This window comes from Microbulbifer maximicatervae (SeqCode), from assembly GCF_052467695.1.
Map to the genome: position 1 here is coordinate 830,481 of NZ_CP174320.1, position 26,307 is coordinate 856,787.

General features: G+C 46.5%; 21 protein-coding genes. 14 read left to right on the plus strand and 7 right to left on the minus strand.

The genetic code is table 11. The annotated features are described in order from the left end of the window. Positions 1–42 precede the first annotated feature (42 nt). From ACJJI8_RS03510 to ACJJI8_RS03525, 4 genes are all read left to right on the plus strand, one after another. Positions 43–381 (plus strand): hypothetical protein, encoded by a 339-nt coding sequence (locus tag ACJJI8_RS03510; RefSeq protein WP_444907146.1) that lies wholly within the window; start codon positions 43–45, stop codon positions 379–381. Between the two features lie 56 nt (positions 382–437). Beyond that, the gene (locus ACJJI8_RS03515; RefSeq protein WP_444907145.1) at positions 438–716 is read left to right on the plus strand and encodes a hypothetical protein; all 279 of its coding nucleotides are present in this window, start codon (positions 438–440) and stop codon (positions 714–716) included. A gap of 81 nt (positions 717–797) precedes the next feature. Beyond that, positions 798–1,016: a hypothetical protein gene (locus ACJJI8_RS03520; RefSeq protein ID WP_444907144.1), complete on the plus strand. Its 219-nt coding sequence runs from the start codon at positions 798–800 to the stop codon at positions 1,014–1,016. Positions 1,017–1,274: 258 nt separating this feature from the next. Then, positions 1,275–1,637 (plus strand): hypothetical protein, encoded by a 363-nt coding sequence (locus ACJJI8_RS03525; RefSeq protein ID WP_444907143.1) that lies wholly within the window; start codon positions 1,275–1,277, stop codon positions 1,635–1,637. Positions 1,638–1,888: 251 nt separating this feature from the next. On the opposite strand, the gene ACJJI8_RS03530 is transcribed toward ACJJI8_RS03525, so the two are convergent. Beyond that, complete coding sequence (locus ACJJI8_RS03530) at positions 1,889–2,011, minus strand: hypothetical protein (RefSeq protein WP_444934288.1); 123 nt, start codon at positions 2,009–2,011, stop codon at positions 1,889–1,891. Between the two features lie 223 nt (positions 2,012–2,234). On the opposite strand from ACJJI8_RS03530, the gene ACJJI8_RS03535 reads away from it, so the two are divergent. The 3 genes from ACJJI8_RS03535 to ACJJI8_RS03545 all read left to right on the plus strand — a co-directional run bounded on the left by ACJJI8_RS03535 (position 2,235) and on the right by ACJJI8_RS03545 (position 6,992). Next, positions 2,235–2,882 (plus strand): outer membrane beta-barrel protein, encoded by a 648-nt coding sequence (locus ACJJI8_RS03535; RefSeq protein ID WP_444907142.1) that lies wholly within the window; start codon positions 2,235–2,237, stop codon positions 2,880–2,882. A 712-nt stretch (positions 2,883–3,594) separates the two neighbouring features. Next, the gene (locus ACJJI8_RS03540) at positions 3,595–6,120 is read left to right on the plus strand and encodes a plasma-membrane proton-efflux P-type ATPase (RefSeq protein WP_444934289.1); all 2,526 of its coding nucleotides are present in this window, start codon (positions 3,595–3,597) and stop codon (positions 6,118–6,120) included. A gap of 38 nt (positions 6,121–6,158) precedes the next feature. Further along, positions 6,159–6,992 carry a polyphosphate kinase 2 family protein gene (locus tag ACJJI8_RS03545; protein ID WP_444934290.1) on the plus strand — a complete coding sequence of 278 codons (834 nt, stop codon included), beginning with the start codon at positions 6,159–6,161 and terminating at the stop codon, positions 6,990–6,992. A 91-nt stretch (positions 6,993–7,083) separates the two neighbouring features. Here ACJJI8_RS03545 and ACJJI8_RS03550 read toward each other — a convergent pair whose 3' ends face one another. Continuing rightward, positions 7,084–8,889, minus strand: coding sequence for an Ig-like domain-containing protein (locus tag ACJJI8_RS03550; RefSeq protein WP_444934291.1), 1,806 nt, complete (start codon positions 8,887–8,889; stop codon positions 7,084–7,086). Positions 8,890–9,789: 900 nt separating this feature from the next. Then, positions 9,790–10,104, minus strand: a complete 315-nt coding sequence (locus tag ACJJI8_RS03555) for a cupin domain-containing protein (RefSeq protein WP_444934292.1) — start codon at positions 10,102–10,104, stop codon at positions 9,790–9,792. Between the two features lie 299 nt (positions 10,105–10,403). Here ACJJI8_RS03555 and ACJJI8_RS03560 point away from each other — a divergent pair, with 299 nt between their 5' ends. Beyond that, positions 10,404–11,462, plus strand: a complete 1,059-nt coding sequence (locus tag ACJJI8_RS03560) for a hypothetical protein (protein ID WP_444934293.1) — start codon at positions 10,404–10,406, stop codon at positions 11,460–11,462. Positions 11,463–11,542: 80 nt separating this feature from the next. Here the strand turns inward: ACJJI8_RS03560 and ACJJI8_RS03565 are convergent, their stop codons facing one another. Beyond that, a complete protein-coding gene (locus ACJJI8_RS03565; RefSeq protein WP_444934294.1) occupies positions 11,543–12,943 on the minus strand; it encodes an aryl-sulfate sulfotransferase in 1,401 nt (466 codons plus the stop codon). Between the two features lie 43 nt (positions 12,944–12,986). On the opposite strand from ACJJI8_RS03565, the gene ACJJI8_RS03570 reads away from it, so the two are divergent. The 3 genes from ACJJI8_RS03570 to ACJJI8_RS03580 all read left to right on the plus strand — a co-directional run bounded on the left by ACJJI8_RS03570 (position 12,987) and on the right by ACJJI8_RS03580 (position 14,551). Further along, positions 12,987–13,220, plus strand: a complete 234-nt coding sequence (locus tag ACJJI8_RS03570) for a hypothetical protein (RefSeq protein ID WP_444934295.1) — start codon at positions 12,987–12,989, stop codon at positions 13,218–13,220. A gap of 603 nt (positions 13,221–13,823) precedes the next feature. After that, a complete protein-coding gene (locus ACJJI8_RS03575) occupies positions 13,824–14,147 on the plus strand; it encodes a hypothetical protein (protein ID WP_444934296.1) in 324 nt (107 codons plus the stop codon). Further along, positions 14,105–14,551 carry a L,D-transpeptidase family protein gene (locus ACJJI8_RS03580; RefSeq protein ID WP_238152069.1) on the plus strand — a complete coding sequence of 149 codons (447 nt, stop codon included), beginning with the start codon at positions 14,105–14,107 and terminating at the stop codon, positions 14,549–14,551. The genes ACJJI8_RS03575 and ACJJI8_RS03580 overlap by 43 nt, the downstream gene beginning before the upstream one ends. A gap of 67 nt (positions 14,552–14,618) precedes the next feature. On the opposite strand, the gene ACJJI8_RS03585 is transcribed toward ACJJI8_RS03580, so the two are convergent. Beyond that, on the minus strand, positions 14,619–16,022 hold the full coding sequence (locus ACJJI8_RS03585; RefSeq protein ID WP_444934297.1) for an alanine/glycine:cation symporter family protein: 1,404 nt from the start codon (positions 16,020–16,022) through the stop codon (positions 14,619–14,621). A gap of 177 nt (positions 16,023–16,199) precedes the next feature. Beyond that, positions 16,200–17,717, minus strand: a complete 1,518-nt coding sequence (locus tag ACJJI8_RS03590) for an MFS transporter (protein ID WP_444899705.1) — start codon at positions 17,715–17,717, stop codon at positions 16,200–16,202. 186 nt (positions 17,718–17,903) lie between these two features. Between ACJJI8_RS03590 and ACJJI8_RS03595 the strand changes: the two genes are divergently transcribed. The 3 genes from ACJJI8_RS03595 (at position 17,904) to ACJJI8_RS03605 (ending at position 23,164) form a co-directional block, all read left to right on the plus strand. After that, a complete protein-coding gene (locus ACJJI8_RS03595) occupies positions 17,904–20,345 on the plus strand; it encodes a glycoside hydrolase family 31 protein (RefSeq protein WP_444934298.1) in 2,442 nt (813 codons plus the stop codon). 51 nt (positions 20,346–20,396) lie between these two features. Then, on the plus strand, positions 20,397–22,310 hold the full coding sequence (locus ACJJI8_RS03600; RefSeq protein ID WP_444934299.1) for an alpha-amylase family glycosyl hydrolase: 1,914 nt from the start codon (positions 20,397–20,399) through the stop codon (positions 22,308–22,310). Between the two features lie 398 nt (positions 22,311–22,708). After that, entirely contained in the window at positions 22,709–23,164 is a 456-nt protein-coding gene (locus ACJJI8_RS03605) for a hypothetical protein (protein WP_444934300.1), read from the plus strand. 47 nt (positions 23,165–23,211) lie between these two features. Here ACJJI8_RS03605 and ACJJI8_RS03610 read toward each other — a convergent pair whose 3' ends face one another. Continuing rightward, positions 23,212–25,764, minus strand: coding sequence for an alpha amylase C-terminal domain-containing protein (locus ACJJI8_RS03610; protein WP_444934301.1), 2,553 nt, complete (start codon positions 25,762–25,764; stop codon positions 23,212–23,214). Between the last annotated feature and the right edge of the window lie 543 nt (positions 25,765–26,307).

The window sequence follows — 26,307 nt, forward strand, 5'->3', positions numbered from 1 at the left end:
AGTGCTCGCATGCTAAAGGCGTTCTGTGTCAAAGGAGTTATCGTGAGTATACCTAAAAGGGGAAGTAGAAAAATTGTAGTAGAAGGAAATTCGTACCGTTGGATCGTACGAGACCGGCCGACTTACACACAAGCTTGTCAAGGTGGGAAAATGCTTGCTGCTATTGAATTAGATAGCCAAAAAGGTTCTACGTTATCGGTTGAATTCAAGTGGCTGCGTCCAGATGTTACAATAACTAGCTATCCAAACTCTGTGACGCCAAAGTTAATTGAGTCATGTATTAAGAGTGCAATAAACGAAGGCTGGAATCCAATTAATCCTGGTCCAGCTTATAATTATTATTGCGAACTAGATCAACACAGAGCAAATGTATCAAATTGATGCCTACACTATCGCTTCGGCACAGTTTATACAGACGTATTGTGTAAAGGGATTTCATGACACTTTTCATATTAGGCATTCTTTCGGTGACAGTATTTTCCCCATTAGTATTGCCTTGGGGTCAAAAACTACTGATTTATTGTACTGTCGTATGGTTTTTGTTGTGGCTTATCTTTTTCTTACAAACTGAGCGTGAAAGTAACCCAATTTATGATGTAGGTATAGTTGGCGATAGTGCTACTTTAGGTATTTCAATTTTGGCCTTTGCTATCGTAGTATTTGCACGTAGCTTTATTCATTTTGTCATGAATAAAGCTAATCATAATCAAGTATGATAAGCGTAGGTAGAATTGCAAATACCACATATTTGCTGGACCTCCGCCATTTGGTGAATGTTAACTATCTAAGGGCTTTCGATGCAAATTAAATCGGTACATCCAGTAGTAAAAGCCTTCCTGATTTATCTTTTAAGTGTTATAACAATTGCGATGCTCTTTGCCCTATTTGATGATTGGATAAAGGAAAAAACCAACTACTCGCTCATTTTGAAAGGATACATTGTTGGCCCCCTCGTTTGGCCGGTAGCTTATTTGGGGCTGATTTATGGTAAATCGAGAAGTTCAGACAGTAGTTAGTGATGACAACTCCAAATCTTACCAAGGTTACAAGCTGATAGAGAGGCAGCCACATAACAATCACAGGCACATCGACGGCTTTTCCATTTCGGCCTCGCCTTGATTTTAAAGCCCTGCATATTGCGGGGAGTATGAGGCATAAGAGTGTATACCTACGAACTTGAAAAGAACATTTGGTCTGAGAAAGACTTCTCCCTAATGGGGTGGCACGACTCCAAAATATGGGGTTTCCTGGCTGATACGGAGAATTTCGAGTTTATGATAGATCTCGATTACATTTTTCAATGGATTCATCCAAGGGAAGGGGAAACGTATTTTAAGTTCTGGGTTGCTCCAGTTACGATGGTATTTGAAAATGCTTGCAATATTTTACTTGACATTGAATCAAGGCAAGGTGAGCTAGAAATCGCCGATCTGCATATGGTGAATGAGAGAAAAACAAAGAATGGTCGCTTCGATGAGTACGATTTTCGTTTTGACTGCCAGGAAGGGGAATTTAAAATAAGCGCCACAGGTTTCAAAATGTACGTTCGTAAAGCACCAATTTTACAGAGTGGGAAAGCTTTGAATTACAAATTACGCGGAGGTATAGATTTTAGCCGAGAGTACAGTAGCTCATAATAAGTGACTATGGTCGCTCATCAAGTTTTTAAGCCATACTTTCATTCCAATAGGTGTTATTTTTTACCATCGTATTCAGGGTCGTAATCTGCTTTCTCATGCAGAAAATCAGAGCCACCTTTTTAGGTTTGCCAGAGTCCACTAATCGCTTATACATCGGCTTTGGCATGGGATCGTATTGTATGGCGAAGAGTTTGTAGTTGTTTAATGGTATCCTTAATACCATTTTTATCACTGGTAAAACTAAAGAATTAATCAGTAGGTCTCACATAAATATCCAGTTGTTTGCTACCGGTATCGATACTGACATTGATCTCTTGAGGTTCCATAAGATAAGCTATCTCCGCCTTGCTATCCAGGCTAGAGGCCCACATGACTATTCAAGTTATGCCTAGTGAGTGTCTGTCACGTTCCTACTTGTTTTATAAACCGGCGCAGCAACGAACTGTGACAAACAAGGCCTTCGGTGGCCGCAGAAGGTGGATCTCAATTTACCCGTTAGCGAAAAGGATTTTCGACATCAGAATCGATTAAGAACAACCATACAAGTCGCAGCAATCGCTCTCTTTGTGCGAAGCGTTACTTACGGAGAAACTCTTGAAAAAAACAACCTTTTTTTTATTCGCTCTATTTGCCACAAGTAATACCATCGCTCAGGAAGACAATTACTACTTAAGAATATCTTATGGCAGCGTTGACACAGATATTGAAGCCCAAGAAGTTATAGATAGTTATGATTATTCACTGTCAGATTCAGAAGGCTGGAGCTTTTCAGCCGGTTACCGGATCAATAGGTTTCTCGCTTTAGAAGGTGGATTTAGCGATTTAGGAAAATCTAGTGGAATGTACCACTACTCAAGTACAGATACTAACTTTAGCATTACAGAAAACCTCAGCTCAGAGATTAAGTTAAAGACACTAGGCTTATCTATTTCTACTGATACGAAAAAAGCATTATATACAGGGCTTCGATTTGGATATCAGCGCTGGGATGTTAAATATAAATTCAAAGGGGAGTATTTGGAGTACCTTGCGGCCCCAACTGTTATTGGTGCTCCAGGTAGCGGGGGACCTGTTGAATACTCAGAATCAAGCAAATGGCGCAACGATGGTTACGATTGGTACTATGGGATAGCAGCAGGTTGGAATTATCAGAATTGGGCCATAATCCTGGAACACACAATCTATAACGTCGATAATGAAACCCCATCTTTCTCTGCATTAGCGCTTAGCTATAATTTCTGAATAATCAGTTTACAGATTCGAAGGCGGCCTCATCGAGGGCCGCGCTATTTTTAAAATAGTATCAGATCCTTGATACATCTCGATCTAGAGCCAATACTCACGGATAGATCGAGTGGTATGATAACAGAGCAACCTAAATGTCCATCGTCATCGCTGTGAGTCCTCACTTAACGGCCAGTGGTTCAAGCAACCGAGATGGGTACGTGGCATCCTTGATTTAATATCGCTCTTGAAAAGTAGATGCTTAACAAATTAGTGCTGTTCGCCTAAACACTAGGGGTAGGACTTACCTACTAATAGTAGATACCCTATATAGTTGGGTTTTGGCCTATCATGAAATGCACTATAAGCTAAATAGAACTTAGGCATATACTGAAAGCACCTGCATATGGCCTATACCTTAGGCTTGTTGGCCAAGTACTACAGCACGGATTGCTATTCGAAACCCCGTAGAAAAACCGCGACGTTATCAATATAGGATGACCCTGCAGCTTAATCAGTTGTCACGGATATATCCCTTTCAATAGCCCGCAGAAATAATGGTTTTTCACGCCAGCTTAATGCCGGCTATTTTAGCTTTAACTCTACACCTTCAAATTTCTCTTACCACCGTCACCAATGTCCACATAGCGAGTGGCGCAAACTGCTAAATTGAAATATCCAGTGCTGGAACAGACTCCACAGGTAAACCTTTGTCATTGGGAAACCCAAAGTGCAAGGTCAAGAATCATCGCCAAATAATCAAAACAACAGCGGCCAGCAATCGCTGGATTTGCAGAGCGCTGATATTGGCGCGGTTTACACTGAATTAAACACGTCACCCGCCGGCCTCACCGAGAATGAAGCCAGCGCCCGCCTGAAAAAATATGGTCCCAATGCCATTCAGGAGAAGGAGCAAAGCGCACTCGCTAAGTTTTTGCGATTTTTCTGGGGACCCATTCCCTGGATGATTGAAGCGGCCGCATTGCTCTCTGCATTAATTGGCCACTGGCCCGATTTCGCCATCATTATGGCCCTGCTGTTGTACAATGCGATTGCTGGGTTTTGGCAGGAACACAAAGCTGCCAATGCGCTGGCAGCACTGAAGGCCAGTATGGCCCCCAAAGCCAATGTATTAAGGGATGGGGAGTATCAATCCATTGATGCGGCGATGGTGGTCCCAGGGGATATAGTACGAATCAAGCTAGGGCAAGTCGTGCCCGCTGACGTGCGTTTTACTGAAGGGAAATCCATCAGTATTGATCAGGCCGCCCTTACCGGAGAATCTCTACCCGTCAGTAAGAGCATCGGTGATATTGGCTATTCCAGCAGTATCGCCAAACGGGGGGAGATGACCGCTGTTGTCATTGGTACCGGGCACAATACATTCTTTGGGCGCACCGCCCAACTTGTTGCCGGCGCAGGGCAAAGTGCCTCACATTCGCAGAAAGCCGTCACCCATATCGGTGACTTCCTCATCGTGCTGTGTTTGGTGCTGGCCGTTATTCTGGTGGGCACAGAGTTATACCGCGATATCGTGGTCGCGGAAACATGGCACTGGTCAGATATCATCAATATTCTTCGCACTGTACTGGTGTTGCTGATCGCATCGATTCCCGTTGCCATGCCTTCGGTCATCACTGTGACCAATGCTCTCGGTGCCCTGGCGCTATCCCGTAAAAAAGCGATCGTCTCGCGGCTGGAGTCCATCGAAGAGTTGGCCGGTGTTGATATCCTCTGCTCAGATAAAACTGGCACCCTCACCAAGAACCAATTGTGCCTCGAAGAACCTACCTTATTCAGCGCGGAAAACAACGACCAGTTAATTCTTGCCGCCGCTATCGCATCTGAAGCAGGCGCCAGTGATCCAATTGATCAAGCAATTTTTGCCGGCCTGAAAAATAAGGAAAAACTGAAGAAATATAAGGTTGAGGAATTCACTCCCTTTGATCCGGTGAGCAAACGCACAGAAGTCAAGGTACAGAATCAGGATGGGCAAACCCTATATTTCAGCAAAGGGGCCCCCCAGGCTATTGTCGACTTATGCAACTTGAGTGGTGCGAAGGCCGACAAAGCCACTGCATGTGTGCAACAACAGGCCTCCAGGGGGTTGCGCTCCCTGGGCGTTGCGCAGAAGGCAAACGCCTCTTCGTGGCAATTCCTGGGTATTCTGTCTCTTGAAGACCCACCTCGGGATGACTCCAAAGACACTATTCAGCGCGCACGGGAACACGGGCTTCAAGTAAAAATGATTACGGGCGACGATGTGGCTATCGGCAAGGAAATCGCCACCCAAGTCGGTATTGGAACAAATATTTTCGCTGCCAGTAGTGTGTTTACAAAGTCCCAGGATATGGACCACCTGCCATCTACTATCGTCGATACCGTTGAGCGTGCAGATGGATTTGGGCGAGTGTTTCCCGAACATAAATATGCCATTGTGAAAGCATTGCAAGGTAGGGGTCACCAGGTTGCCATGACTGGCGATGGTGTAAACGATGCGCCGGCCCTTAAGCAAGCTGACTGCGGTATCGCCGTTAGCGGAGCAACCGACGCCGCACGCGCGGCTGCAGCCATTATCCTGACCTCTCCCGGACTATCTACCATCGTCGATGCCATCGATGAAGCCCGAAAAATATTTGAACGTATTATTAACTACGTACTTTTCCGGGTATCCATGACCCTGGACATTATGGTGGTGGTTGTCTTTGCTACCATAATGTTTGGCTTCTCGCCCCTAACCCCGGTTATGATCGTACTAGTGGCTCTTCTTGATGACATTCCCATTATGACCATTGCCTACGATAATACTCTGCTTCCCAAGGAACCTGTGCATTGGCAAATGCGAGACCTATTACTGGGCTCCAGCATTATCGGCCTTTTTTCTATTGCTCAAACAATGGGTATTCTCTTTATTGGAATGGGATGGCTCAATAACACCAACTGGCAATCCTGGATCGCATTAAATAAAGAGCAAATTCAAACTATCGTATTTTTACAGATCGTAGCGGGTGGACATCTACTGTTATTCGTTGTGCGTTCTCGTACAGCTTTCTTTTCCAAACCACTACCCGCTTTCCCTCTGTTTATCGCAATTGTTGGCACCCAAGCATTTACCGTGCTGATGTGTGGATTCGGCTGGCTGGTGCCGGCAATACCCTGGACTATAATCGGTCTGGTATGGCTATACATGATTATCTGGATGTTTTTCCTAGACCTGGTCAAGAAACTTCTTTATCGAAGATTAAGTGATATCTGAGCCATCTACAAAAGCCTAAAAAGGTAGGCAGTCGAACTATGAATTGTTTCGAAGATTTCAGGGTAAAGCCTGACAGCAAGATAAAGCTCTCCGAAATAGATCCGGGCTTCAAACATTGTTACGAAAGTCGTGAAGAGGCACTCCCAGATACCCAGCGTATAGATGAGCAGATACGTTCATTCACTTACAAGCTTTACGCTGAGCGTAAAACATCTCTACTTATCTGCTTGCAGGGAATAGATGCCTCGGGGAAAGATGGCACCATCAAGCATGTATTAGGCGCAACAAATCCACAAATGTGTAGAGCGATTTCCTTTAAGGAACCTTCAAAAGAAGAGAGCGAGCATGATTTCTTATGGCGATATCACAAAGTAACCCCTGCGCGAGGGCATATATCAATCTTTAACCGCTCTCAGTATGAGGGCGTACTGATTGAACGAGTGCATAGCCTGGTTCCAATGGACATTTGGAGTGAACGCTATGAACAAATTAACAACTTTGAAAAATTACTCTCTGAAAGCAACACAATAATACTGAAATTTTTTCTTTATATCAGCCAGGATGAGCAGTTAGAGAGATTCAAGCAGCGTATTGACGATCCCGCCAAACAGTGGAAAATCAGCGAAAGTGATTATACTGAGGCAAAATATTGGGATGAGTATATCTGTGCTTTTGAAGATATGCTAAATCAATGTAGCACCGAATCCGCACCCTGGTTTGTTATCCCCGCAAACCACAAATGGTTCCGGGACTTGGCCGTAGCTTCAATTATTTCTGAAGCATTAAAGAAATTAAACCCCCAGTTTCCTGCCCCCACTGTTAACCTGGAAGAGATAAAAACGAAGTATCATCAACTTAAGAATTCGCAATAAACTAAAACCCTAAAAAGCAAGGGAAATGATAAATTTATTTACCATCTCCCTTAGCTATAGTTACAATCTAGTCAAGTCAATCTAGAAAGCACTACTGCGACTTAAATACCAACACCCTATTGTTCCTTGAGTCAGTAATAAACAGATTATCTTTATAACCAAAGATTCCTGTTGGAGAACCTAAAGTAGACGCACTGGGTAGTTCATCGGTATCATTAACTCCATTTTGGTTAGAATCATTATAAGCAGATTTCACAAAATCACTTTGCCCCAAGACAGAATCCGCAGCAGCATAATTTTCTTCAGGCCACTGATTCCAAATTAACACTCGGTTATTATCTGTATCAGTTACGAATAGCTGAATTCCATTTGACCAAATTCCAAACCATGGATAACGTAAATCTTTCTCCGTTGCATCATCCGGCCATTCCTCAGCACCAAAATTTTCCTGCCCGAGTACAACATCTGCCGCAACATAGTTTTCTGTGGGGAATTCATTCCAGAGCAAAATTCGATTGTTTTCAGAGTCTAAAATTGCAAGCTTATCTCCATCACTCCAAACTGCACTAGGGTAAGCAAGAGTTTGAGCTGTTGGCCCCCCACTATTACCATCCAAACTGTTATTAGCAGAGCAGCTCTCCATTGTAGGCTGACCAATAACTAAGCTTGCAATTGTATTATCTTCTGTGGGAATACTATTCCAAACCAACGCGCGAGAGTTAACTTCATCTACCGCTATAATTTTCCCGTCAACTAAAATGGCAGATACTGGTGTGTTAAAGCTATTACACCCATCGTCTCCCTCGCCCCATGGTCCTAAAACCACTTCAGGGGCTGCCGCCCCCTCCATAGGGATTTGATTATAAAGCGAAATCCGTCTTTCCCCCTTTATCTGAGAAACAACTAACTTACCGTCATTAATACTAGCTTGAACTGGCCATTGAAGCGTCTTTCTATCATTAGATGAATCGGAGCTATCCAGGCTATCGACACCTAGAGCAAAATCAGCAGAAGCCCCGTTCGAGGAAGGTATTTCATTAAAGACCAAGACACGATTGTTTTCTCGATCCGTTATAAATAGTTTTCCATCAGAACTAACGGCAGGACTACCAATAGGAAAGTCTCCAATATTTTTAGCACTTAGCCCTGCGTCTATATCTGAAAAATTATCCTGGCCAATCACCACTGACGCCGGAGCAAAGTTCTCGAAATACATCGGCACAGTAAAACTGCTGTTTACTGTAGGAATGGGATTTCCTACTAAATCCATTACATCAACATTGATTGTGCGTTTCTGCCCAGCGATCCAGTATTCTTTTGGAGTAATAGTTAGCGTATCATTTTCAACGGCGGTAGCAGACCAAACAACCTTATAGTCATCTTCAAGTAATATCCCACCTAATTGAAGACTATCTATATCCATAGTCTCAGAAAATTGCACTTCGAAAGAATCATTCTTTTCCAGGCGAATATTCTGCGGAAGTATACTATTTACAGTAGGGGCAATGCTCTCAACTTGATACTTGACGGCAATCTCCGTCATTTGATTACCAGCGCCGTCCTGGGCATTGATTACTAGGGATAGCTCTTCCCCTTCTCCCCAAACATCGTTCGGCCTCAGTTCTAGTGAATCTTCACTAACTTGGTATAGTTCCCCAAATTCCTGCATAGAACCAGACAGTGAGATATCACCTAGCTCTACAGGTTCATCAAAATTCAGTAACACCCTGTCACCTTCTTCGATAGTACTGCCACCTGCAGGAATAAGGGTTAAAGTTGGTGCAGTAATATCACCTGTCTCTTCAGGAGATTTGCCTCCACTTGATCCTCCGTTACAACCGTATAGTGATGAAACAATAGCAAGGCAGAGAGTTGCTTTTAAAAACTGAACTTTCATTTCTTCCCCAAGAAAATATTTACTTATCAACACAGGAACATGCTAATTTATTTCTCACGAAGAAATGACACGTGAACAAGCAATTTATATCGATTGTCAGAAGTAACGCGTTTTATGGCGGAAATTGGCGCAAAACCTTAAGTAAATATTTCTAATTAGTACCAGTGCCTCACAACCATATTTGGCTTTTGGTGAAAGGATTTCTCCCAGAGTGAAAAGGAATTAATTTCAGCTCACTGATGTCAATCTAAGCGTGATCAACTCAAGACAATTGTTAGGCTTGATTTCGCCACTATTAAAATGGGAGCAGCATTATCTACTACAGATCTGTCACTTCAAATAACAGATCTAGAGTTTGCCTTACCGACAAAGAAGATATTTTAAATTACATTTATCACTGCCAAGCAAGAAAGGAAGATATTTTTCATACACAACGTGTCTCTTACACACTGACTTTTCCCGAAACCTGAGCTATAAAAGAAAGATCTCTAGAATAGAAGTATATGGGGGATAACCACTTAATAACCTAGCCGCTGATCTGGCTATAGAAATCTGGAAGTTCTATATGATTTTTTCGGTCAGTGTTAATTGAGATAATACTAAAAGAAAAAACCAGGCAGCATACACTACCTGGCAGAGAAGGATTTGACTTGGTATCAAACGATCAGACCAAATTAAAGCTGTGCAATTTAAGCAAAGCATCGAAAATTTTAACAGGCCTCTACGGTATATGGAGATAAGCACAATCTGACCTGCCAGTCAGAAAACTATCTACCCTTATAATTAAATCCACTAAATAGTCTGTGGACTTTAGATCCGACTTACATTGATAGATAAAGAACCCTCGATAGGAGTTCACAACTCAATGTTTAAAGATTTATACCTTAAAAGATAACTGCTTCACTGAAAGAAAACTGCTAACCATATAGTGGCCTCATCTGCAGCTGTCTCCACCACCCGGTGCCTTTGATTTGCCCTAATCAACAAGTTATCCCCCTTCCCCAGATGGTGCCTCTCACCATTTTCCATTTTAATAACACCATAACCGGAAAGTACTAACACCCACTCATGCTCATCTTGATCATACCACCCTGTTTCAGGCGAGGACTGCCCGTAAGATACAATCCGCTCAACCCTGCAGCTTTTCCCCTCTAGCAAACTCTCAAAATGCTCCCTAGAGTGATCACCTGGTAGCTGAGTGAAAAAATTACCCATAAGTCTCCCCTAACATTAAATCGGCATGAAAAAACAATTTACAAAAATACAACTATACTAAAACCAATGGACTCTACAACTGGGATTAATATAGAAAAACATACGCCAATCGAAATTAAAATGAGCCCAAGACCAGAAAATAGAATATCTTTTGCTAAACCATCAATATTGGCTCTTTGACGCCCCCAATAACACAACACTCACATAAAATATAAAATAGATCATTCGAAATAGATATGAGCACCTATTAAAAAGCAGCAGATACCAGATCACGACCTATAAAACACAAAGAACATATAATGACTATATATTTACACTCAGGGCTACATAAAACCGGCACCACAGCAATACAATATTATGCCTATAAATATAGAAAGCTATTAAGAAGTAAAGGTATTTTATATCCCATTATTCATCGAAATTTAATTAGCATAGACAAGGGTCACCATCTTTTTGCACACTCATTTTCCGATCACCCTGAGAGCCCGCCTATATCCAGAGGAAAGTTGCTAGCATATGATTGGAAGTCAAAGTCGCAGAAAAATAACCTTGATCTATTAATTAGTGCAGAGCCTATTTGTCGACATACTTATAAAACAAAAGATTGCTCCTGGATTGAGGCTCGGCACCATTATTTAGAACAACTCTCCAACACATTACCCCCAGAGCAAACTAAAATCATCTTAACCTTGCGCAGACAAGATAATTTTGCCCAGTCTCTATACAAAGAACATATTATGAAAGGAGTATCTCCACTAGCGAAACTGCCATTCAAGGAGTTCCTATCAAAGATAGAAGGTAGAAACCTGAACTTTTATAAAAATATAGCAGCATTCAAAAAGTTCTTTCCCAATATACAAATACTCATTTACGAGCAGCTATGTAATGGCGACCTACCAGTTAATTTCTTTCGTGCTCTAGGGATTTCCGGCCTACCAAACTCTAACAAAATTATAAGAGAGAGCCTTTCAAATGAAGAGACCACTTTAAAGCAGATATTAAACCAGCAAATACACTCAAAAGCTGAAAATGCAAAACTATTGAAATGGATAAAATCTGGCAATACACAAAATATAATCAAGCGAACACTACCAAGATCATCACACCTATGGAACTCCGATGAAGATAGAGCTAATTTTTTAGATCGATATTCACAGGAAAATAAAAAAATAAATGATGAGTTCCTCGAAGGAGGTGAAGAACTTTTCCCATCAAATCATACACTTCCCCAAAAAAAGGCTAACATTATCACGCTAAAGCCATATTTAATTAAAACACTTCAAGCCCTATCTAGTGATATTCAACAGTTACTGGGAGAATACCGCTTTAGAAACATAATCAATGCTATAGAGCACTGATTGCCAAATCTGGTTAGAAGTCCTTTAATAAGAATAGCCAGCAACAAAGTATGTTACTGGCGCCTAACTATTTAGAGGGTCTAAAGTGATAAATCACTTACCACTGATATATCATTCCAAGAAAAACGCTCAGCGCGATATACACTCGTATCATTGACTTTCATCTCCCAAACCGTCTTTGCAGCCTGATCGCCGGTGACTTCAACAATATATGCATCTCTATTGTTGCCGGTACTAGCACTGGATGGGCCGCCCGCGCAAAGTAGAATATTCCCTCCGGAAAGTTCATCTACATCCCCTAAAGAATTGGTGTACTTTGGTGCAACGTACTCCCAAGTTTGCACTGCCACCATTTCCTCTGTGTTTAAAGAGAATTTCACTGCGCGGCTATTATAGACCTCACCACTGTATTCGGACTCATTCCTATTATCGTAAATCAGAATGTCTCCGTCTGACGCAAGCATAGCTGCATGCTGAGAAGCCATCCAGGTGCCATCTTGCAATGAAAATAATTTCTCAAGAAATCCCTCGGAAGCATCCAAATCCCTACCCATAATCCAGTTTACTTCGCCACTATTATGATCAATATTGACCACCCAGCTTTGAGAGCGACTTGACAGTAAAATCGAATTATCGGCAGAAATATAGTGTAACGAGTTAGAGTGAGTCCAATCCAGCGCACCATTGCTCGCTTCTCGACTGGCTAACTCACCGGGGAAACGCTGAGTATCGAGATGATCGAATGCAGACCATTCCCATACAGTATTGCCCTGCCCATCCACTTCAAGAATCGCATCTCCTTTTATCAATTGACCATCAATTGTTTCATAGGCGTTTGTTAATACCAGTAGGTTTCCATTTTCAAGAAGAATCGCATCGTGGTGATAGGCTGGTAGCTCAAATGATTGCAGCGTTTCACCGGCAAAGGAGATAACTCTTGCTTCCTGATCCAACAGCAACATTAAATTGCCATCCTGTAAATTGCGCACTACCGGAGCTCCGGTTAGAGGAACATCTCCGTGAAGGTACCAGACAACCTCACCTTCCTCATCGAATCCCCAAAAGGTATTATCCCTGTCACCTGAAGGTGCAAAAATAGTTACACCTCCTTCGCTTTGCTCTGTAAATGTAGTTACCTCAACTGGGGGAGCGCCTTCAGGTAACGAACCAGTCTTGAAAGAAATAGTCGAGCTCTGCACAACGTCTCCACTTTCCAGCATTGCCAGTGCAGTAAAACGGTAAGTGGTATCGGCCCTTAAACCTACTAGGGTCATATCATGCTCTGTGCCCCAGTCGGTATAATTTGTTCGCCGACGGTCGGTTATCGCCGAATTGATTCTGATCGCCACTCGCGACTCACTGCTAGTCGATACTTGCGCATTAACCATTAAACTATTTAGTGGATGCATCGAAAGGGTTAATTCTACTTCGTCATCCAAAGCAAGCAGAGCTTCATTCGCTTGCTCTACCTCAACACTCACGCCCGGATTGCTGTAAAGCATTACAATAAATACTAGAAAAAATATGGGTAACGTCGATCTTCCAGTCATAGCCAAATCCTATTTAATAAATATTAAAAGTAATCATCCCTACCCTGGTATTTCATTTTCAGGGGAGCTTCCAATAATCAGCTATCACATAACGCAAAAAGGGTGGGTTCGTTTACTTGGCTTTCAAACCAGAAAGAAATATTTTGGGCGATCCCAAAAAGAAAATTTCTTTATTAAATTTTCTAATGCGCAAAGGCCTGCACAATAAATATGAGAAATGGGATAAATGTGGATAATGGTATAGTCGCGACACTTACTAAGATGAAATAAATAATAAAAACTTTTTGAACGCTATTTCTATTATTCTGGTGTGGTTCAAGAACGCTGGAAATTGACTCGCAAGTTACGGTAGATAACTCATAAAACCTTAGCAACTAAGACAAAATTCCTCAAAATCACTAACAAATAGAAGAGCATCCTCTAAGAGAACCTCAGTATATTCCTTTTTGTTGTCACCAGCCCTTAAGACCCACCTTACCATCCCTTGGACTTGTAGTGGTTCATGCCGCCGCAGTACCAACCCGCAGCCGAGGCCGAGTATACGGTTATCTGCTTTGGGGAAATCACCAGCTATGGACTTGTCCCTGTAGTAGGGCAGAAATACTTGCCCTAAGACAAACTGTAGCTGGATTCAAAATCCACGGTTGTTTACACGGCCCACTGGTAGTAGAGAGGTGTGTAATGCATAGCCGATCTTCGCTGCAAAATCATCAATCCATTTCCACGAAACAGAAGGGATCTCTACGCAAAAAATCATCATTCGCCGCTGCCGTAGTGATTGTGGGATCTGCAATTCTTGCCCCACTGACCTATGCCGTGGATTATTCCAATTCCCGCTATAACTCGCGATACAGCGCTCAACATGGACATGGAAACTACGGAGCACACTCCAGGTATAGCAGGGACTACCGAGCAAATTCACGGCATAGCAGGAATTACAGATCGCACTCAAGGCACAACCGGGACTACAGAGCACACCCCCGATACAACAGAAATTACAGGGCGCATTCCCGATACAACAGGAATTATCGGGCTCACTCCAGATACGGAACACATTCCAGATACGCAGCGAATCCACGGCATAGCCGCCATATGTGGTTTAAATCCAATATTCAGGGAACACCGCGTATTGTGATCGACCTCAGTGATCAAATGGCATACTTCTATAAGGGCGGGCGCCTGGCCGGTATGTCCCCGGTATCTACCGGCAAACCCGGACACCGCACACCTACCGGTAACTTCCGTATTTCACAGAAGAAATACAGCCATCGATCAAATCTGTACGGTCACTACATCAGCCCACGGGGCTATGTAATGCGCAGCAATGTGGATGTGCGCCGCCACCGCAAACCTGCGGGTTCTCGATTCCGCGGGGCATCTATGGATTACATGATGCGTATCAATGGCCCCGTTACCATGCATGCCGGCCACGTCCCGGGATATCCCGCCTCTCATGGCTGTATTCGTATCCCCTGGCATATGGCTAAGATTTTTTATGCCCACGCCAAGGTTGGTACCAAGGTGTCCGTGGTGCCTTAAGTTGGAAGTAACAGGTAAATTTTTACCAACCATAAAAAAGGCGGACTATTTAGTCCGCCTTTTTTAATTAGGAAGCCTCGGCCTCTTTTCTCTTTGTTAAATCCATACGGGTAAAATAATCGTGGGCCGCTCGATTAACATGCCTTGCCAGCAATAAAGTAGACACCATTGTTGGAATCGCCATTACCGCATACATCCCGATGATGATGCTGTTTACGGCACTTAAAGAAGCCACCGCACCCAATATAATCAGCACCATGTAGAGTCCGGTATAAAGACCCTGCCAGCGGCCACCGAAAAGAAAAACATAGCATTTCATGCCGTAATACCAGCAGGTAACGATAGTGCTGAAAGCCAGCGGAAGGACCATTAGCAGTAGCAAAATTGGGCCGAACTGCCCAAACACCTGAGAAAATGCCTGTGCAGTCAGGGTAACGCCGGCAATATCCCCTTCCTGCTGCCAAGCGCCAGTCAGTAGTATCACCAGGGCAGTGCAAGTGCAGATAACCAGTGTGTCTACAATGGGGCCCAGCATGGCAACCACGCCTTCTCGAACGGGCTCACGGGTTTTCGCTGCACCATGGGCCAAAGACTCTGTGCCTATACCCGCCTCATTGGAAAATGCGCCCCGGCTCACCCCTACTGTGATTACCGAACCCAGAGTACCTCCAGCAATAGCTTGACCGCTGAAAGCATCCGAGAAGATCAGCGCAAATGCTGCCGGTACCTGCTCCCAGAAGCTGACAATCACCACAAGGGTCATGCCCAGATAAAATAGCACCATGCCCGGCACTACTCTTGCGGAGAATTTACCGATACGCTGGATACGACCGGCTATAACATAGGCCGATGCAACAGCAATTAATAAGCCAATAACAAAATCAAAAGTGAATGAACCTCCGGGCGCTACCCAACCCAAGGGCTCAGCAAAAGACTCGCGCAATAGCTGCGTGGTTTGATTGGACTGAAACACCGGCAACATACCGCAGAGTCCCGCCACGGCAAACAGTACTGCGAGCGGCATCCAGCGTCGGCCCAACCCCTCGCGAATAACATACATAGGACCACCTTGCAGTTCCCCGGAGGCATCGCGACCGCGAAACATCACCGCCAGCGTTGCTGTATAGAACTTGGTAGCCACCCCCACCAGGGCGGTTACCCACATCCAGAAAATCGCCCCAGGCCCACCAATCGTAATTGCGATGGCAACCCCGGAAATATTGCCAAGTCCCAGGGTTCCCGAAAGCGCTGTGGAGAGTGCTTGGCTGTGATTCACTTGTCCAGGGTCATTGGGGTCATCGTATCGGCCACTTAAAAGCCCAATACTGTGCCCAAGATGGCGGTAGGGACGGCCACGAGAATAGATTAATAGCGCGAGGCCGCCACCAACGAGTAGCACCAATAAGGGCGGACCCCAGACAAAACTGGCAAAAGCCTCTAATGCCTGATCAATAGCAGGGAATATCGACATAATTTAATTCATTTCCGGTGAGATTCGCCCAGTCTAGGTACGCTCACACCAGGCTGTCAAAATGCCGCCATAAAACTCCGCAGCCTCATAAATGCGAAAAATTTGGGAAAACCTGGAATCCCGGCAATAAAAAAGCCCCAAATAGGGGCTTTTTTAACAATCTTTTACAACTTTTTATCAAGCTGTAGTAGTTGCCTTTAATGCGGGCTCGGGTTCTGAACTCTCCCTCACCAGCGCCACCGATATAGCGCCAAGCAACATACACACCCCCGCCAGAACAATGATGTAAATTGCCTGGTTTTCGAAAACTGTTTTCAATATCAAGCCAGCTACCAGGGCAGAAACAATTTGTGGTGCGGCGATAGTGAAATTAAAAATCCCCATATAAACACCGGTCTTATCCGCCGGCAGCGAGTCGGAGAGGATCGCATAGGGCATGGCCAAAATAGCGGCCCAGGCAATGCCCACACCCACCATCGGTAGCAATAATCCCAGGGCTCCACTGGGTACGGAAACTTCTGTAATCAACAGATTCACCTGTGTGGGATCGCCCCCCTGGAAGAACAGGAAGCTGATGTATCCCAAACCGCCCAGTGCCAGCGATAGGGAATAAGTGAGCTTACGCCCCAGCACCTGAGACAAACGGGCCAGGACAATAGAGAAGATCGCTGCAAACAGGGAGTAAGCAGCAAAAATAATTCCTACCCAGTCACCGGCAGCACCCTTAGCGGCAGCGATATGTGCGGGAATTTCTTTGACGCTTTCCAGATAGGCGGGATCAAACCACTTGGCTTCCACTCCCCAAACGTGCTGAGTGATCGCAGGCGTGGTGTAAACCCACATAATAAACAGGGCAAACCAGGAGAAGAATTGCACCAGGGCCAGCTGGCGCATAGTGCGCGGCATTTTAATTAGCAGCTGGAAAAAACCGATCAAGCGCTTTGCCAGTGGGACTTTTTGCTGTCTCTCCCGCTCAAGTTGCGCGGAGTCGAGACCTTTATAGGCATTGTACTGCTCCGGCGGATACTCCTTGGTGCGCAGCACAGTCCACAACACACTACCCAGCAGCACTGTGGCGCCGATATAGAAAGCCCATATAACGGAGGGCGCCACCTCTCCCGCACGGGCAGTATTTTCCAGACCAATCACATTAGTCAGGATGAATGGCAACATGGAACCGAAGATGGCGCCAATGTTAATCAGCAAAGACTGTATCGAGTAACCCAGGGTGCGCTGCTCTGATGGCACCATGTCGGATACCAGGGCGCGGAAAGGCTGCATGGTCACGTTAAAGGCCGCGTCCATCAGGGCCAACATAACGCCGCCAAAGATAATGGGGGCCACTATCGCCACCACAATCCCGGCATTGGGCATAAACGCCATCCCCAGGGCTGCGGCGATGGCACCAAAAAGGATAAAGGGGTTGCGGCGACCGAAGCGACTCCAGGTCCGGTCCGAAGCTGAACCCACGATCGGCTGTACGATCAGTCCCATGAGCGGCGCTACTATCCAGAACAGGGATAGAGAGTGAAGGTCCGCTCCCAGGTCAGACAAGATTCTACTGGCATTGGCATTTTGCAGAGAAAAGCCAAATTGCACCCCGAGAAAACCGAGACTGACATTCCACACCTGCCAAAAGGGCAAGCGCGGTTGCTGGGCTTGCGGCGCAACGGCGCTGCTTGCTGATTGGGTCATAGAGGTCACCGCATCACTAGTTATGCTTATTCTGCCATTCTCACACGCACTCCCGGAGCATCCATCCTCCCCCATAGGGGAGGATGCGGGCCAGATCCTTCGCTTTAGGATAAACTCAGGCCCATGCGTATACGCCGGGCCAACACAAAACAGTGAATCCTAATCAAGCAACTGAAGTCCCGCGCGATGATCCTAAAACTCCCACTCCTGCGTCTGGTGTGCCTCGCAGCTACACTCTGCCTGAGCGCTCAATCCCTGGCCGCTGAACAGCGCAACTACCGCGATCACACCATGAGCGAAGACTCACTAACTGTACAGACGAGTGAGGGCGAGGTCACCCTCACCCCGGTTGGTCCGTCGGCGCTATCGGTGCACTATCGCCGCGAAGGCCTGAAGCAGTTGCCCTCATTTGCGTTGGCCAGCGATTCTGCCGGCCGACCCGAGGCGACGCTGGAGCAAAAAGGAGACAAGCTCGTTTACCGCACTGGCTCACTTACTGCGGTCATCCACAAGTCTCCCTTCCGAATCGAGTACTTGCGCGGTAACGAACAAATCCTGAGTGAAGAGAGTGGCTTCTTTGCCACCGAGACGATGCGCGGATTCCGTTTCGTACTGTCGCCAGAGGAAAAACTGCTGGGTGGCGGAGAGCGGGTTATGGGGATGGACCGTCGCGGTCAACGCCTCCCTCTGTATAACCGTGCCCATTACGGATACACCACCGAATCCAACCAGATGTATTTTTCCCTGCCAGCAGTACTGTCCAGCAACAAATACATTCTGCTGTTCGACAACTCTGCCACCGGCACCCTGGATCTGGGCGCAAACGAAGAAGATATCCTTCAATTTGAAGCCGTAGCCGGGCGCACCGCTTACATCGTGGTAGCCGGTGAGACTTATCCACAGTTGCTGGAAAATTATGTATCCACCACCGGCAAACAGCCCCTGCCACCCCGTTGGGCCCTGGGTAACTTCGCCTCCCGCTTTGGCTATCACAGCGAAACTGAAGTCCGTGCAACCGTGGATAAGTTTGCCGAAGAAGATTTCCCCCTGGACGCCCTGGTGTTGGACCTCTACTGGTTTGGCCCGGATATCAAAGGCCATATGGGCAACCTTGCTTGGGACAAGGAAGCCTTTCCCGAACCAGAAAAGATGATGGCCGACCTTAAAAAACGCGGCATCAATACCATCCTGGTGACCGAACCTTTTGTTCTCTCCACCTCCGAACGCTGGCAGGAAGCCGTGGCGAATAATGCCCTGGCCAAAAACCTGGCCGGAGAGCCCAAGCGTTTTAATTTCTATTTCGGCAATACCGGCCTGATCGATGTCTTCTCCGAAGATGGCCGCGACTGGTTCTGGAATATTTACGACGGGTTATTGGAACAGGGCGTAGCCGGCTGGTGGGGCGACTTGGGTGAACCGGAAGTTCACCCCTCCGATACCGTTCACGCAATCGGTATGGCCGATGAAATCCACAACGCCTTCGGCCACGCCTGGGCGCAATTACTGCACGAACGCCAAACGGCAAAGCACCCTGAGCGCCGCCCCTTTATTATGATGCGCTCCGGTTTTACCGGCTCCCAGCGCTACGGAATGATCCCCTGGACCGGCGACGTCGCTCGGGAATGGGGTGGCTTACAGCCCCAGGTGGAATTGGCACTGAGTATGGGCTTGCTGGGTTTTGGTTACACCCATTCAGACCTGGGTGGCTTTGCCGGCGGTGAGAAATTTGACCGCGAACTCTATATCCGCTGGTTACAGTACGGCGTATTCCAACCGGTTTACCGCCCGCACGCCCAGGATCATATTGCTTCCGAACCGGTTTTCCACGACCGCCGCACCCGCGATATCCTGCGCGAATATGTAAAACTGCGCTATCGCCTGCTGCCCTACAACTACACCCTCGCCTTCGAAAACAGCCAGACCGGCATGCCACTGTTGCGCCCGCTGTTTTTCGAAAACGAAAGTGACCTATCTCTCCTGGACTACAAGGATGCCTACCTGTGGGGTCAAGATTTCCTCGTTGCCCCAGTCGTGGAAGAAGATGTGGATGAGGTCGCGGTAAAGCTGCCCGGCGGCACCTGGTTCGATTACTGGACTGATGAACAATATTCTGGCGATCAGGCCCTGGTAGAAGTGAACCTGAAAACGATTCCTGTACTGGTGCGGGCCGGCGCCATTATTCCCACCATTGACGATGTCCACAGCAGTCGTGATTACTCCAGTAAAAACCTGACCCTGGACTACTACGCGCACTCATCAGCAGCAAAGTCCGAGCGCTATGTTTATGAAGATGATGGCGCTACCGCACAGGCTTTTGAAAAAGGCAAATACGAGAAGCTGCATTTCTCAGCTGAAAACAAACAGCAGGGTTTAACCTTCGCCTTTAATCGAGAAGGAGACGGTTATACCGGTATGCCGGAATCCCGCAAGGTCAATTTAAAGATCCACAACTGGCAACAAGTGCCTGCGCAGCTTGATGTTACCGGCGAATCCCTGCCTATTTTCGACAGTGAAAAAGACTTTGCTCAGGCACCCCGTGGGGCCTGGTACAACAAGCGCAAGCAGCAACTGCTGGTTAAATTTGACTGGCACAAAGAACCGCTGGATTTAGTGCTCAAAAATCAATAATTCAGCAAACCGCTGTTCACTGACAAAAAAATTTAAAGTCATCAGGAAACAATGAAGAAGTTACATTCCCTGTTTATTGCCAAACTCCTTTCGGCTTCCCTACTGGGCGCTGCTCTATTCGGCACTGCCGGCTGCAGCCAGGAGAGCAGCCCGGAAGAAATACAGCCCGCTGAAAAAGTTGCGGAGAAAAAAGCTGTTATCTACCAAGTGCTACCGCGCTTATTTGGCAACACTAACAGTACCAACAAACCCTGGGGCACACTCGAAGAGAATGGTGTGGGCAAGTTCTCCGACTTTACCCCAAAAGCACTGAATGAAATCCACGCGCTGGGCGCCACCCATATCTGGTACACCGGCGCCCTGCACCACGCGCTCGTTGGCGACTATACGGAATACGGTATCAGTAACGATGATCCAGATGTGGTCAAAGGCCGCGCCGGCTCTCCCTATGCCATCAAGGATTACTACAGCGTAAACCCAGACCTGGCCAATAACCCAGCAGAGCGATTACAGGAATTCCGCGCACTGGTGGAACGCAGCCACGCGGCCGGCCTGAAAGTAATTATCGATATAGTGCCTAACCATGTAGCCCGCGCCTATCATTCTCTCGATAAACCCCAAGGCGTGCAGGATTTTGGAGCTGGCGACAACACCCAGGTCACCTACGCCCGCAACAACAATTTCTACTATGTGGTGGGCGAAGACTTCCGCGTGCCGGTTGCAGAAGACAGTTATCAGCCACTCAATGGCGAAGCCAATGATCTTGTCGATGGGCAGTTTGTAGAGAGTCCAGCTAAATGGACCGGTAATGGCGCGCGCAGTGCACAACCTGCCATGCACGACTGGTATGAAACCGTCAAAATTAATTTTGGCGTTCGCCCCGATAACAGCAAGAACTTTTCTGAGCTACCCCAGGAGTATGCCGAGCGCGACTACCGGGCCCACGCCCAGTTTTGGGCAGACAAGAAAGTCCCGGACACCTGGGAAAAATTCCGCGATATCGCCCACTACTGGCTGGACTTTGGCGTGGACGGATTCCGCTATGATATGGCCGGTATGGTACCGGTAGAGTTCTGGAGCTACCTGAATTCCTCCATCAAAATGCGCAACCCCAACACACTGTTACTTGCCGAAATCTATACTCCAGAGCGCTATCGGGACTATTTGCACCTGGGCAAAATGGATTACCTCTACGATAAAGTCGGCACTTACGACGCTATTCGTGCGGTCATGGAGAACAAGGGCGGTGCAGATAAAATCGCAGAGGTACAGGCAAGCCTGGTAGATATTTCCTCTCATATGTTGCGCTTTATGGAGAACCACGACGAGCAGCGTATTGCCAGCGCACAATTTTCTGGCAACCCAGAGGCTGGTAAACCTGCAATGCTGGTATCTGCCGCGCTCTCTCCAGCCCCTACCTTGGTTTACTTTGGCCAGGAGTTGGGAGAGCCCGCCAACAAAGATGCCGGCTTCGGTAAAGCCAGCCGCACCACCATTTTCGACTACTGGTCAGTACCCAATGTGCGCCGCTGGAACAATGAGGGCGCTTTTGACACTGCACTGCTGACAAAAGAAGAAAAAGAGCTGCGCAGCTTCTACCAGCGCCTGCTTAATTTCTCCAAACAGAGCCCGGCCTTACTTGGCGATTACCTGGACTTGCACAGCTACAACCGCAAGCAAAACTCTGGCTATGGGGAAAAACAATTTTCCTTTGCCCGCTGGAGCGAACATGAAAAATTGTTGGTAATCGCCAACTTCGATAACAGGGCAGTGGAGTTTAATTTTCAGTTGCCTACAGCACTTCTAGAGGCCTGGAAACTACAACCGGGCAGCTACCTGGCTGAAAGCCAGATATCCAATAAGGTGGCAAACCTTATCTTGGAAAAAGACCAAGCCTCCACAAAGATCCAGTTGGCACCCTACGAAAGCCATATCTTTGCAATATCCACTGTTCCCCAGAAATAGCCACTCAGCCCTGGAGGGGACTACTCCCCTCCAAGAACGCTTAAGCACAGCAATTTATACCCACCCTACCCCCTTTCTCACAACATAATCCCGACAATCCCTAACCATACTCATCAGGTAACTCGCTTGACATAAACACTACCTCATGTATATTGCCTGCAATTATATTGTGCACAATTTAAATAAAAGCCGAAATTGATATACAAGGGGAGATTATGAACCGACAACCTAGCCACTATTTTTCACTACTAAACCTAATTTTGGCTGCACTTTTATCATCAGTAACACTTCCTACAATGGCTAAAACTAACAAGGCTGAACAGAGCGAAGCACCTATCCAGGTGACAGACGAGACTTTTAACTGCATCCGAGATATGACCAAGGTGCGGGGGTTTTATGTGGATAATTTACTGGGAGATCTGGATGGGACTCTAGAGGTCGCAAACTCCAACACTGGAGGTGTTTATCCTCCTGGATCAGTGGTCCAGTTAGTCCCCGGGGAAGTGATGGTCAAACACCAAAAAGGCTTTAACCCCGCCACTAAAGATTGGGAGTTTTTTGAACTGGATGTTTCTGAGGGAGGCAGCAAAATCCGTAAGCGAGGTTTTGTTGATGTAGTTAACCGTTTTGGAGGTAACTGCTTTGCCTGTCATGTCCAAGCCAAACCGCAGTGGGATTTAATTTGCGAGACCGGACACGGCTGTGAACCCATACCATTAACAAAAGAAATACTGGCCTTGCTGCAAAAAACCGATCCTCGTTGTGTATCGAACCCAAAGTTAAATCAAGAAGAGATTGCAAAATTGCAGGCGCTACAACAAGCTCTGCTGGCTAAAGAAAAAGAAAATAAATAACTAAAGAAGCCTGCAGACCAACTTCCTCGCCTGCAGGCTCTTATCAATTACAGTGCAATCACACTATAAATCATGGTTTGATCATTCACCTGCACCTTGTAGCTTCCGCTTACAGAAGTGTAGATATCAGATCCACCCTGCTCCAAGTCGCCATCGGAGTCGCTATCGCCGTAGTTTTCACTCCAGTCAGCATTAACATCGAATTTGAAACGCTGCTGGGATTGACCATCAAAATTTACCTGGATTTCCCAGGTATTGTCGGCAACTAATTCCATAGCGTCAGAACCCCAACTATTTGGTGTGCCACGGAAATAAAGTGAGGAAAAGTTGGATGCGTAACTACCACAGTCTGCACAGGTCAGGCTGTAGCTCAAGGTTTCATCATTTACCTCAACAATATAGGTACCTGATACCTCGGTGTAGATATCATCCCCACCCTGCTCCAGAGAGCCGTCCGCATTGTTATCCCCGTAGTTTTCAGCCCAGTCACTGCTAACATCAAACTTAAAGCGCTGGTTACTGCTGCCATCAAACACCACAGTGGCACGCCAGGTATTATCTGCAACCAGGGTCATCGTCTGAGTGCCCCAGCTATTGGGCGTACCGCGGAAATTTAATGCCGTAAAGTTTTGAGCATAACCAGCATTGGGATCAGTCACGGTAATGGTTGCCGTAGCACTATCGGTCAGGCCATCGTTGTCAGTAACAGTGACTGTCTCGGTATAAGTGCCCGCACTGGCGAAGCTCAAAGTCGTCGAGGAAGAACTACCACCACTGCTCCAGCTATAGGAAACCACACTACCGTCGCTATCAGTAGAGCTGCTGGCATCCAGGGTGACACTCTGATTGACTTCTACTGTGCTGGATACTGGAGTCACACTTGCAGTGGGTGCTTGCTGGGAAGAGACCTCGGTGATCGAATAGGCCAGAGTCTCATCATTTACTTCAATGAGATAGTTTCCGGTTACTGAAATATAAATATCTGCTCCGGTTTGATCCAATGTGCCATCAGCACCATCGTCACCGTAATTTTCGGTCCAGTCACCGTAGATATCCAACTTAAAGCGTTGGTCTGCCTGGCCATCAAAATTGACCACCAATTGCCAGGTATTATCTGCTACCAATTGAAAAGCCGTCGCTTCCCAATTATTTGCTGTGCCACGGAAATAAAGGCTGGGGAAACCTGTACCAGAACATTCATCACCACAGGGACCAGATAGCTGCCCACCGTGAATGGCAGCAGCGGAATAAGCTGCAACATTGAAAGTTGCATAGCCATTGCTGCCTACGGAAATAACATCGCCACTGCACTCATCATCTCCCGCCAGGACATTGCAGTAGTCCCCAGCAGGAAGGCCTGTATACAGTGTCTGGCTGAAAGAATTACCCTCGTTATTGATAACGACATAGCCTTTATCACCGCGTCCAAAGGCAATCTGGTTATCTCCGTTATCCCACCAATTTTCCATACTGGTGCCGTCGGTGTAGTTACGGAAACCCACCATATTGGCAATATTGCCCCATCGGTGCTGACATACCCATTCGTTGTTTTCACAACTCTCCGGACCAGTATTGGGGGGACCAATATCCGTATCGGTAAAGTCATAACCTGACATTACCTTCGGATAGCCATAGGGGTGTGCCAACATAAAAACATTGGCCAGGTTATACTTGTAGCCATCGTGATAGGTCAGGTTACCGCCACCCCCGTGGCCACGTTCACGATCGTGGTTGTCAATAAAGTGAACTGCATCGCTGGAAGATAAAAGTCCCCAACTCTCGCCAATACTGGCGAGGTTTTTAATTTGTCCGTTAAAATTACTCGCTACATCAGTGCCGTACTTAAATTCAGTCACACGGCCCAGGAATGTATAATTTGATGGCTGGATTTCAGAGGCTTCGCCAGCTGCGCCGATAACTTCAGAAAAGATCCAGGGATTACCAGCTTTACTCATGATGCTGTACATATCGCTGGGAGACATATGCTTAACCGCATCTACACGGAAACCATCAACGCCCATACCCTGTAATTTATTTAGGTAATCGGCCAGGGTCTGCTGAACATAACTGGAACCAGTATCCAAATCTGGAAGTCCACTCAAGCGGCAATTCCAGACATTATTTGCATCGCTATAGTTATCAATAGTGCAATCGGAGTGATAATCCCAAGAGGAAAACTCACCGGGGTGATTCAACAGTGTCCACTCGGTACCGCCCCAACCCGTGCCTCCACCATTCCAGGCCGCCGTATGGTTGATGACTACATCTGCGTAGACTTTTACACCCGCCGCATTACAGCGGCTGATCATGCTCTGTAACTCAGCCTCGGTACCGCTGCGGCTGGTCAGGTTAGTGTAGGAAACCGGCTGGTAGCGCGCCCACCAGGTGGAGTGGCTGATATGTTCATGGGGCGGGGAGATCTGCACCGCATCAAAACCTTTCGGCCCCAGGAACTCCTCACATTCACTGGCGATATCATTCCAGCTCCATTCGAACAGGTGTACAAAGGCAGTGCCTGCGCTGGCATGGGTACTGGACATGGCTCCGAGTACGATACTCGCGCCTCCCAGAAGCCCTTTTAGTGGAAATTGTTTTTTCATTTTAGCTTTCCTTTTTCTCTCATCTGTAGTCGTTATCTTTTTTGTATAAAGAGAACCCCGGAGGCAGTTGCCTACCAATGATTAATGACTCTCCATTTCTACATAAATAGGGTCAACCTATAAGCACGCCTTTTCCCAGGCACTTGCAAATACTTAGATTGCATTCGCCCCACAGTAGGAGCTAGAAATATTCTCCTCAGGCGACACAACCAATAGGCATTCGCTCAAGAAAAGAATTTGTGGGAAGCACCACAAGCGGCGAAGAAAAGTTCAGGCTTATCATCACAGGTGACCATTTATTATTTTTTGCAATTCAAGCCAGATATTTGGAAACCCCAACTATGCAGTATCTAAACTGCTGGATTTCAATACCCGGCCAATTGATCACTCATCCTGAGATATCCACAGACCACCAAAGGCATCAATAAGCCGGTAGTGTGTGAATAGATACCGAACAGCAGCGGTAATATGCACCTCCTGTGCTACTGCAACCCCGAAATTACAACTATTCGGGCATTTGGAAGGCTAATAATCAGTGCTTGA

What these genes read in the sequence shown, in the direction of transcription:
- ACJJI8_RS03530 (WP_444934288.1), bottom strand. Translation starts at nt 2,011, where the DNA reads ATGTGGGCCTCTAGCCTGGATAGCAAGGCGGAGATAGCTTATCTTATG.
- ACJJI8_RS03580 (WP_238152069.1), top strand. Translation starts at nt 14,105, where the DNA reads ATGTGGTTTAAATCCAATATTCAGGGAACACCGCGTATTGTGATCGAC.
- ACJJI8_RS03525 (WP_444907143.1), top strand. Translation starts at nt 1,275, where the DNA reads ATGATAGATCTCGATTACATTTTTCAATGGATTCATCCAAGGGAAGGG.
- ACJJI8_RS03515 (WP_444907145.1), top strand. Translation starts at nt 438, where the DNA reads ATGACACTTTTCATATTAGGCATTCTTTCGGTGACAGTATTTTCCCCA.
- ACJJI8_RS03550 (WP_444934291.1), bottom strand. Translation starts at nt 8,889, where the DNA reads ATGAAAGTTCAGTTTTTAAAAGCAACTCTCTGCCTTGCTATTGTTTCA.
- ACJJI8_RS03545 (WP_444934290.1), top strand. Translation starts at nt 6,159, where the DNA reads ATGAATTGTTTCGAAGATTTCAGGGTAAAGCCTGACAGCAAGATAAAG.
- ACJJI8_RS03575 (WP_444934296.1), top strand. Translation starts at nt 13,824, where the DNA reads ATGCCGTGGATTATTCCAATTCCCGCTATAACTCGCGATACAGCGCTC.
- ACJJI8_RS03595 (WP_444934298.1), top strand. Translation starts at nt 17,904, where the DNA reads ATGATCCTAAAACTCCCACTCCTGCGTCTGGTGTGCCTCGCAGCTACA.
- ACJJI8_RS03570 (WP_444934295.1), top strand. Translation starts at nt 12,987, where the DNA reads ATGGGTAACGTCGATCTTCCAGTCATAGCCAAATCCTATTTAATAAAT.
- ACJJI8_RS03600 (WP_444934299.1), top strand. Translation starts at nt 20,397, where the DNA reads ATGAAGAAGTTACATTCCCTGTTTATTGCCAAACTCCTTTCGGCTTCC.
- ACJJI8_RS03610 (WP_444934301.1), bottom strand. Translation starts at nt 25,764, where the DNA reads ATGAAAAAACAATTTCCACTAAAAGGGCTTCTGGGAGGCGCGAGTATC.
- ACJJI8_RS03555 (WP_444934292.1), bottom strand. Translation starts at nt 10,104, where the DNA reads ATGGGTAATTTTTTCACTCAGCTACCAGGTGATCACTCTAGGGAGCAT.
- ACJJI8_RS03590 (WP_444899705.1), bottom strand. Translation starts at nt 17,717, where the DNA reads ATGACCCAATCAGCAAGCAGCGCCGTTGCGCCGCAAGCCCAGCAACCG.
- ACJJI8_RS03560 (WP_444934293.1), top strand. Translation starts at nt 10,404, where the DNA reads ATGACTATATATTTACACTCAGGGCTACATAAAACCGGCACCACAGCA.
- ACJJI8_RS03585 (WP_444934297.1), bottom strand. Translation starts at nt 16,022, where the DNA reads ATGTCGATATTCCCTGCTATTGATCAGGCATTAGAGGCTTTTGCCAGT.
- ACJJI8_RS03520 (WP_444907144.1), top strand. Translation starts at nt 798, where the DNA reads ATGCAAATTAAATCGGTACATCCAGTAGTAAAAGCCTTCCTGATTTAT.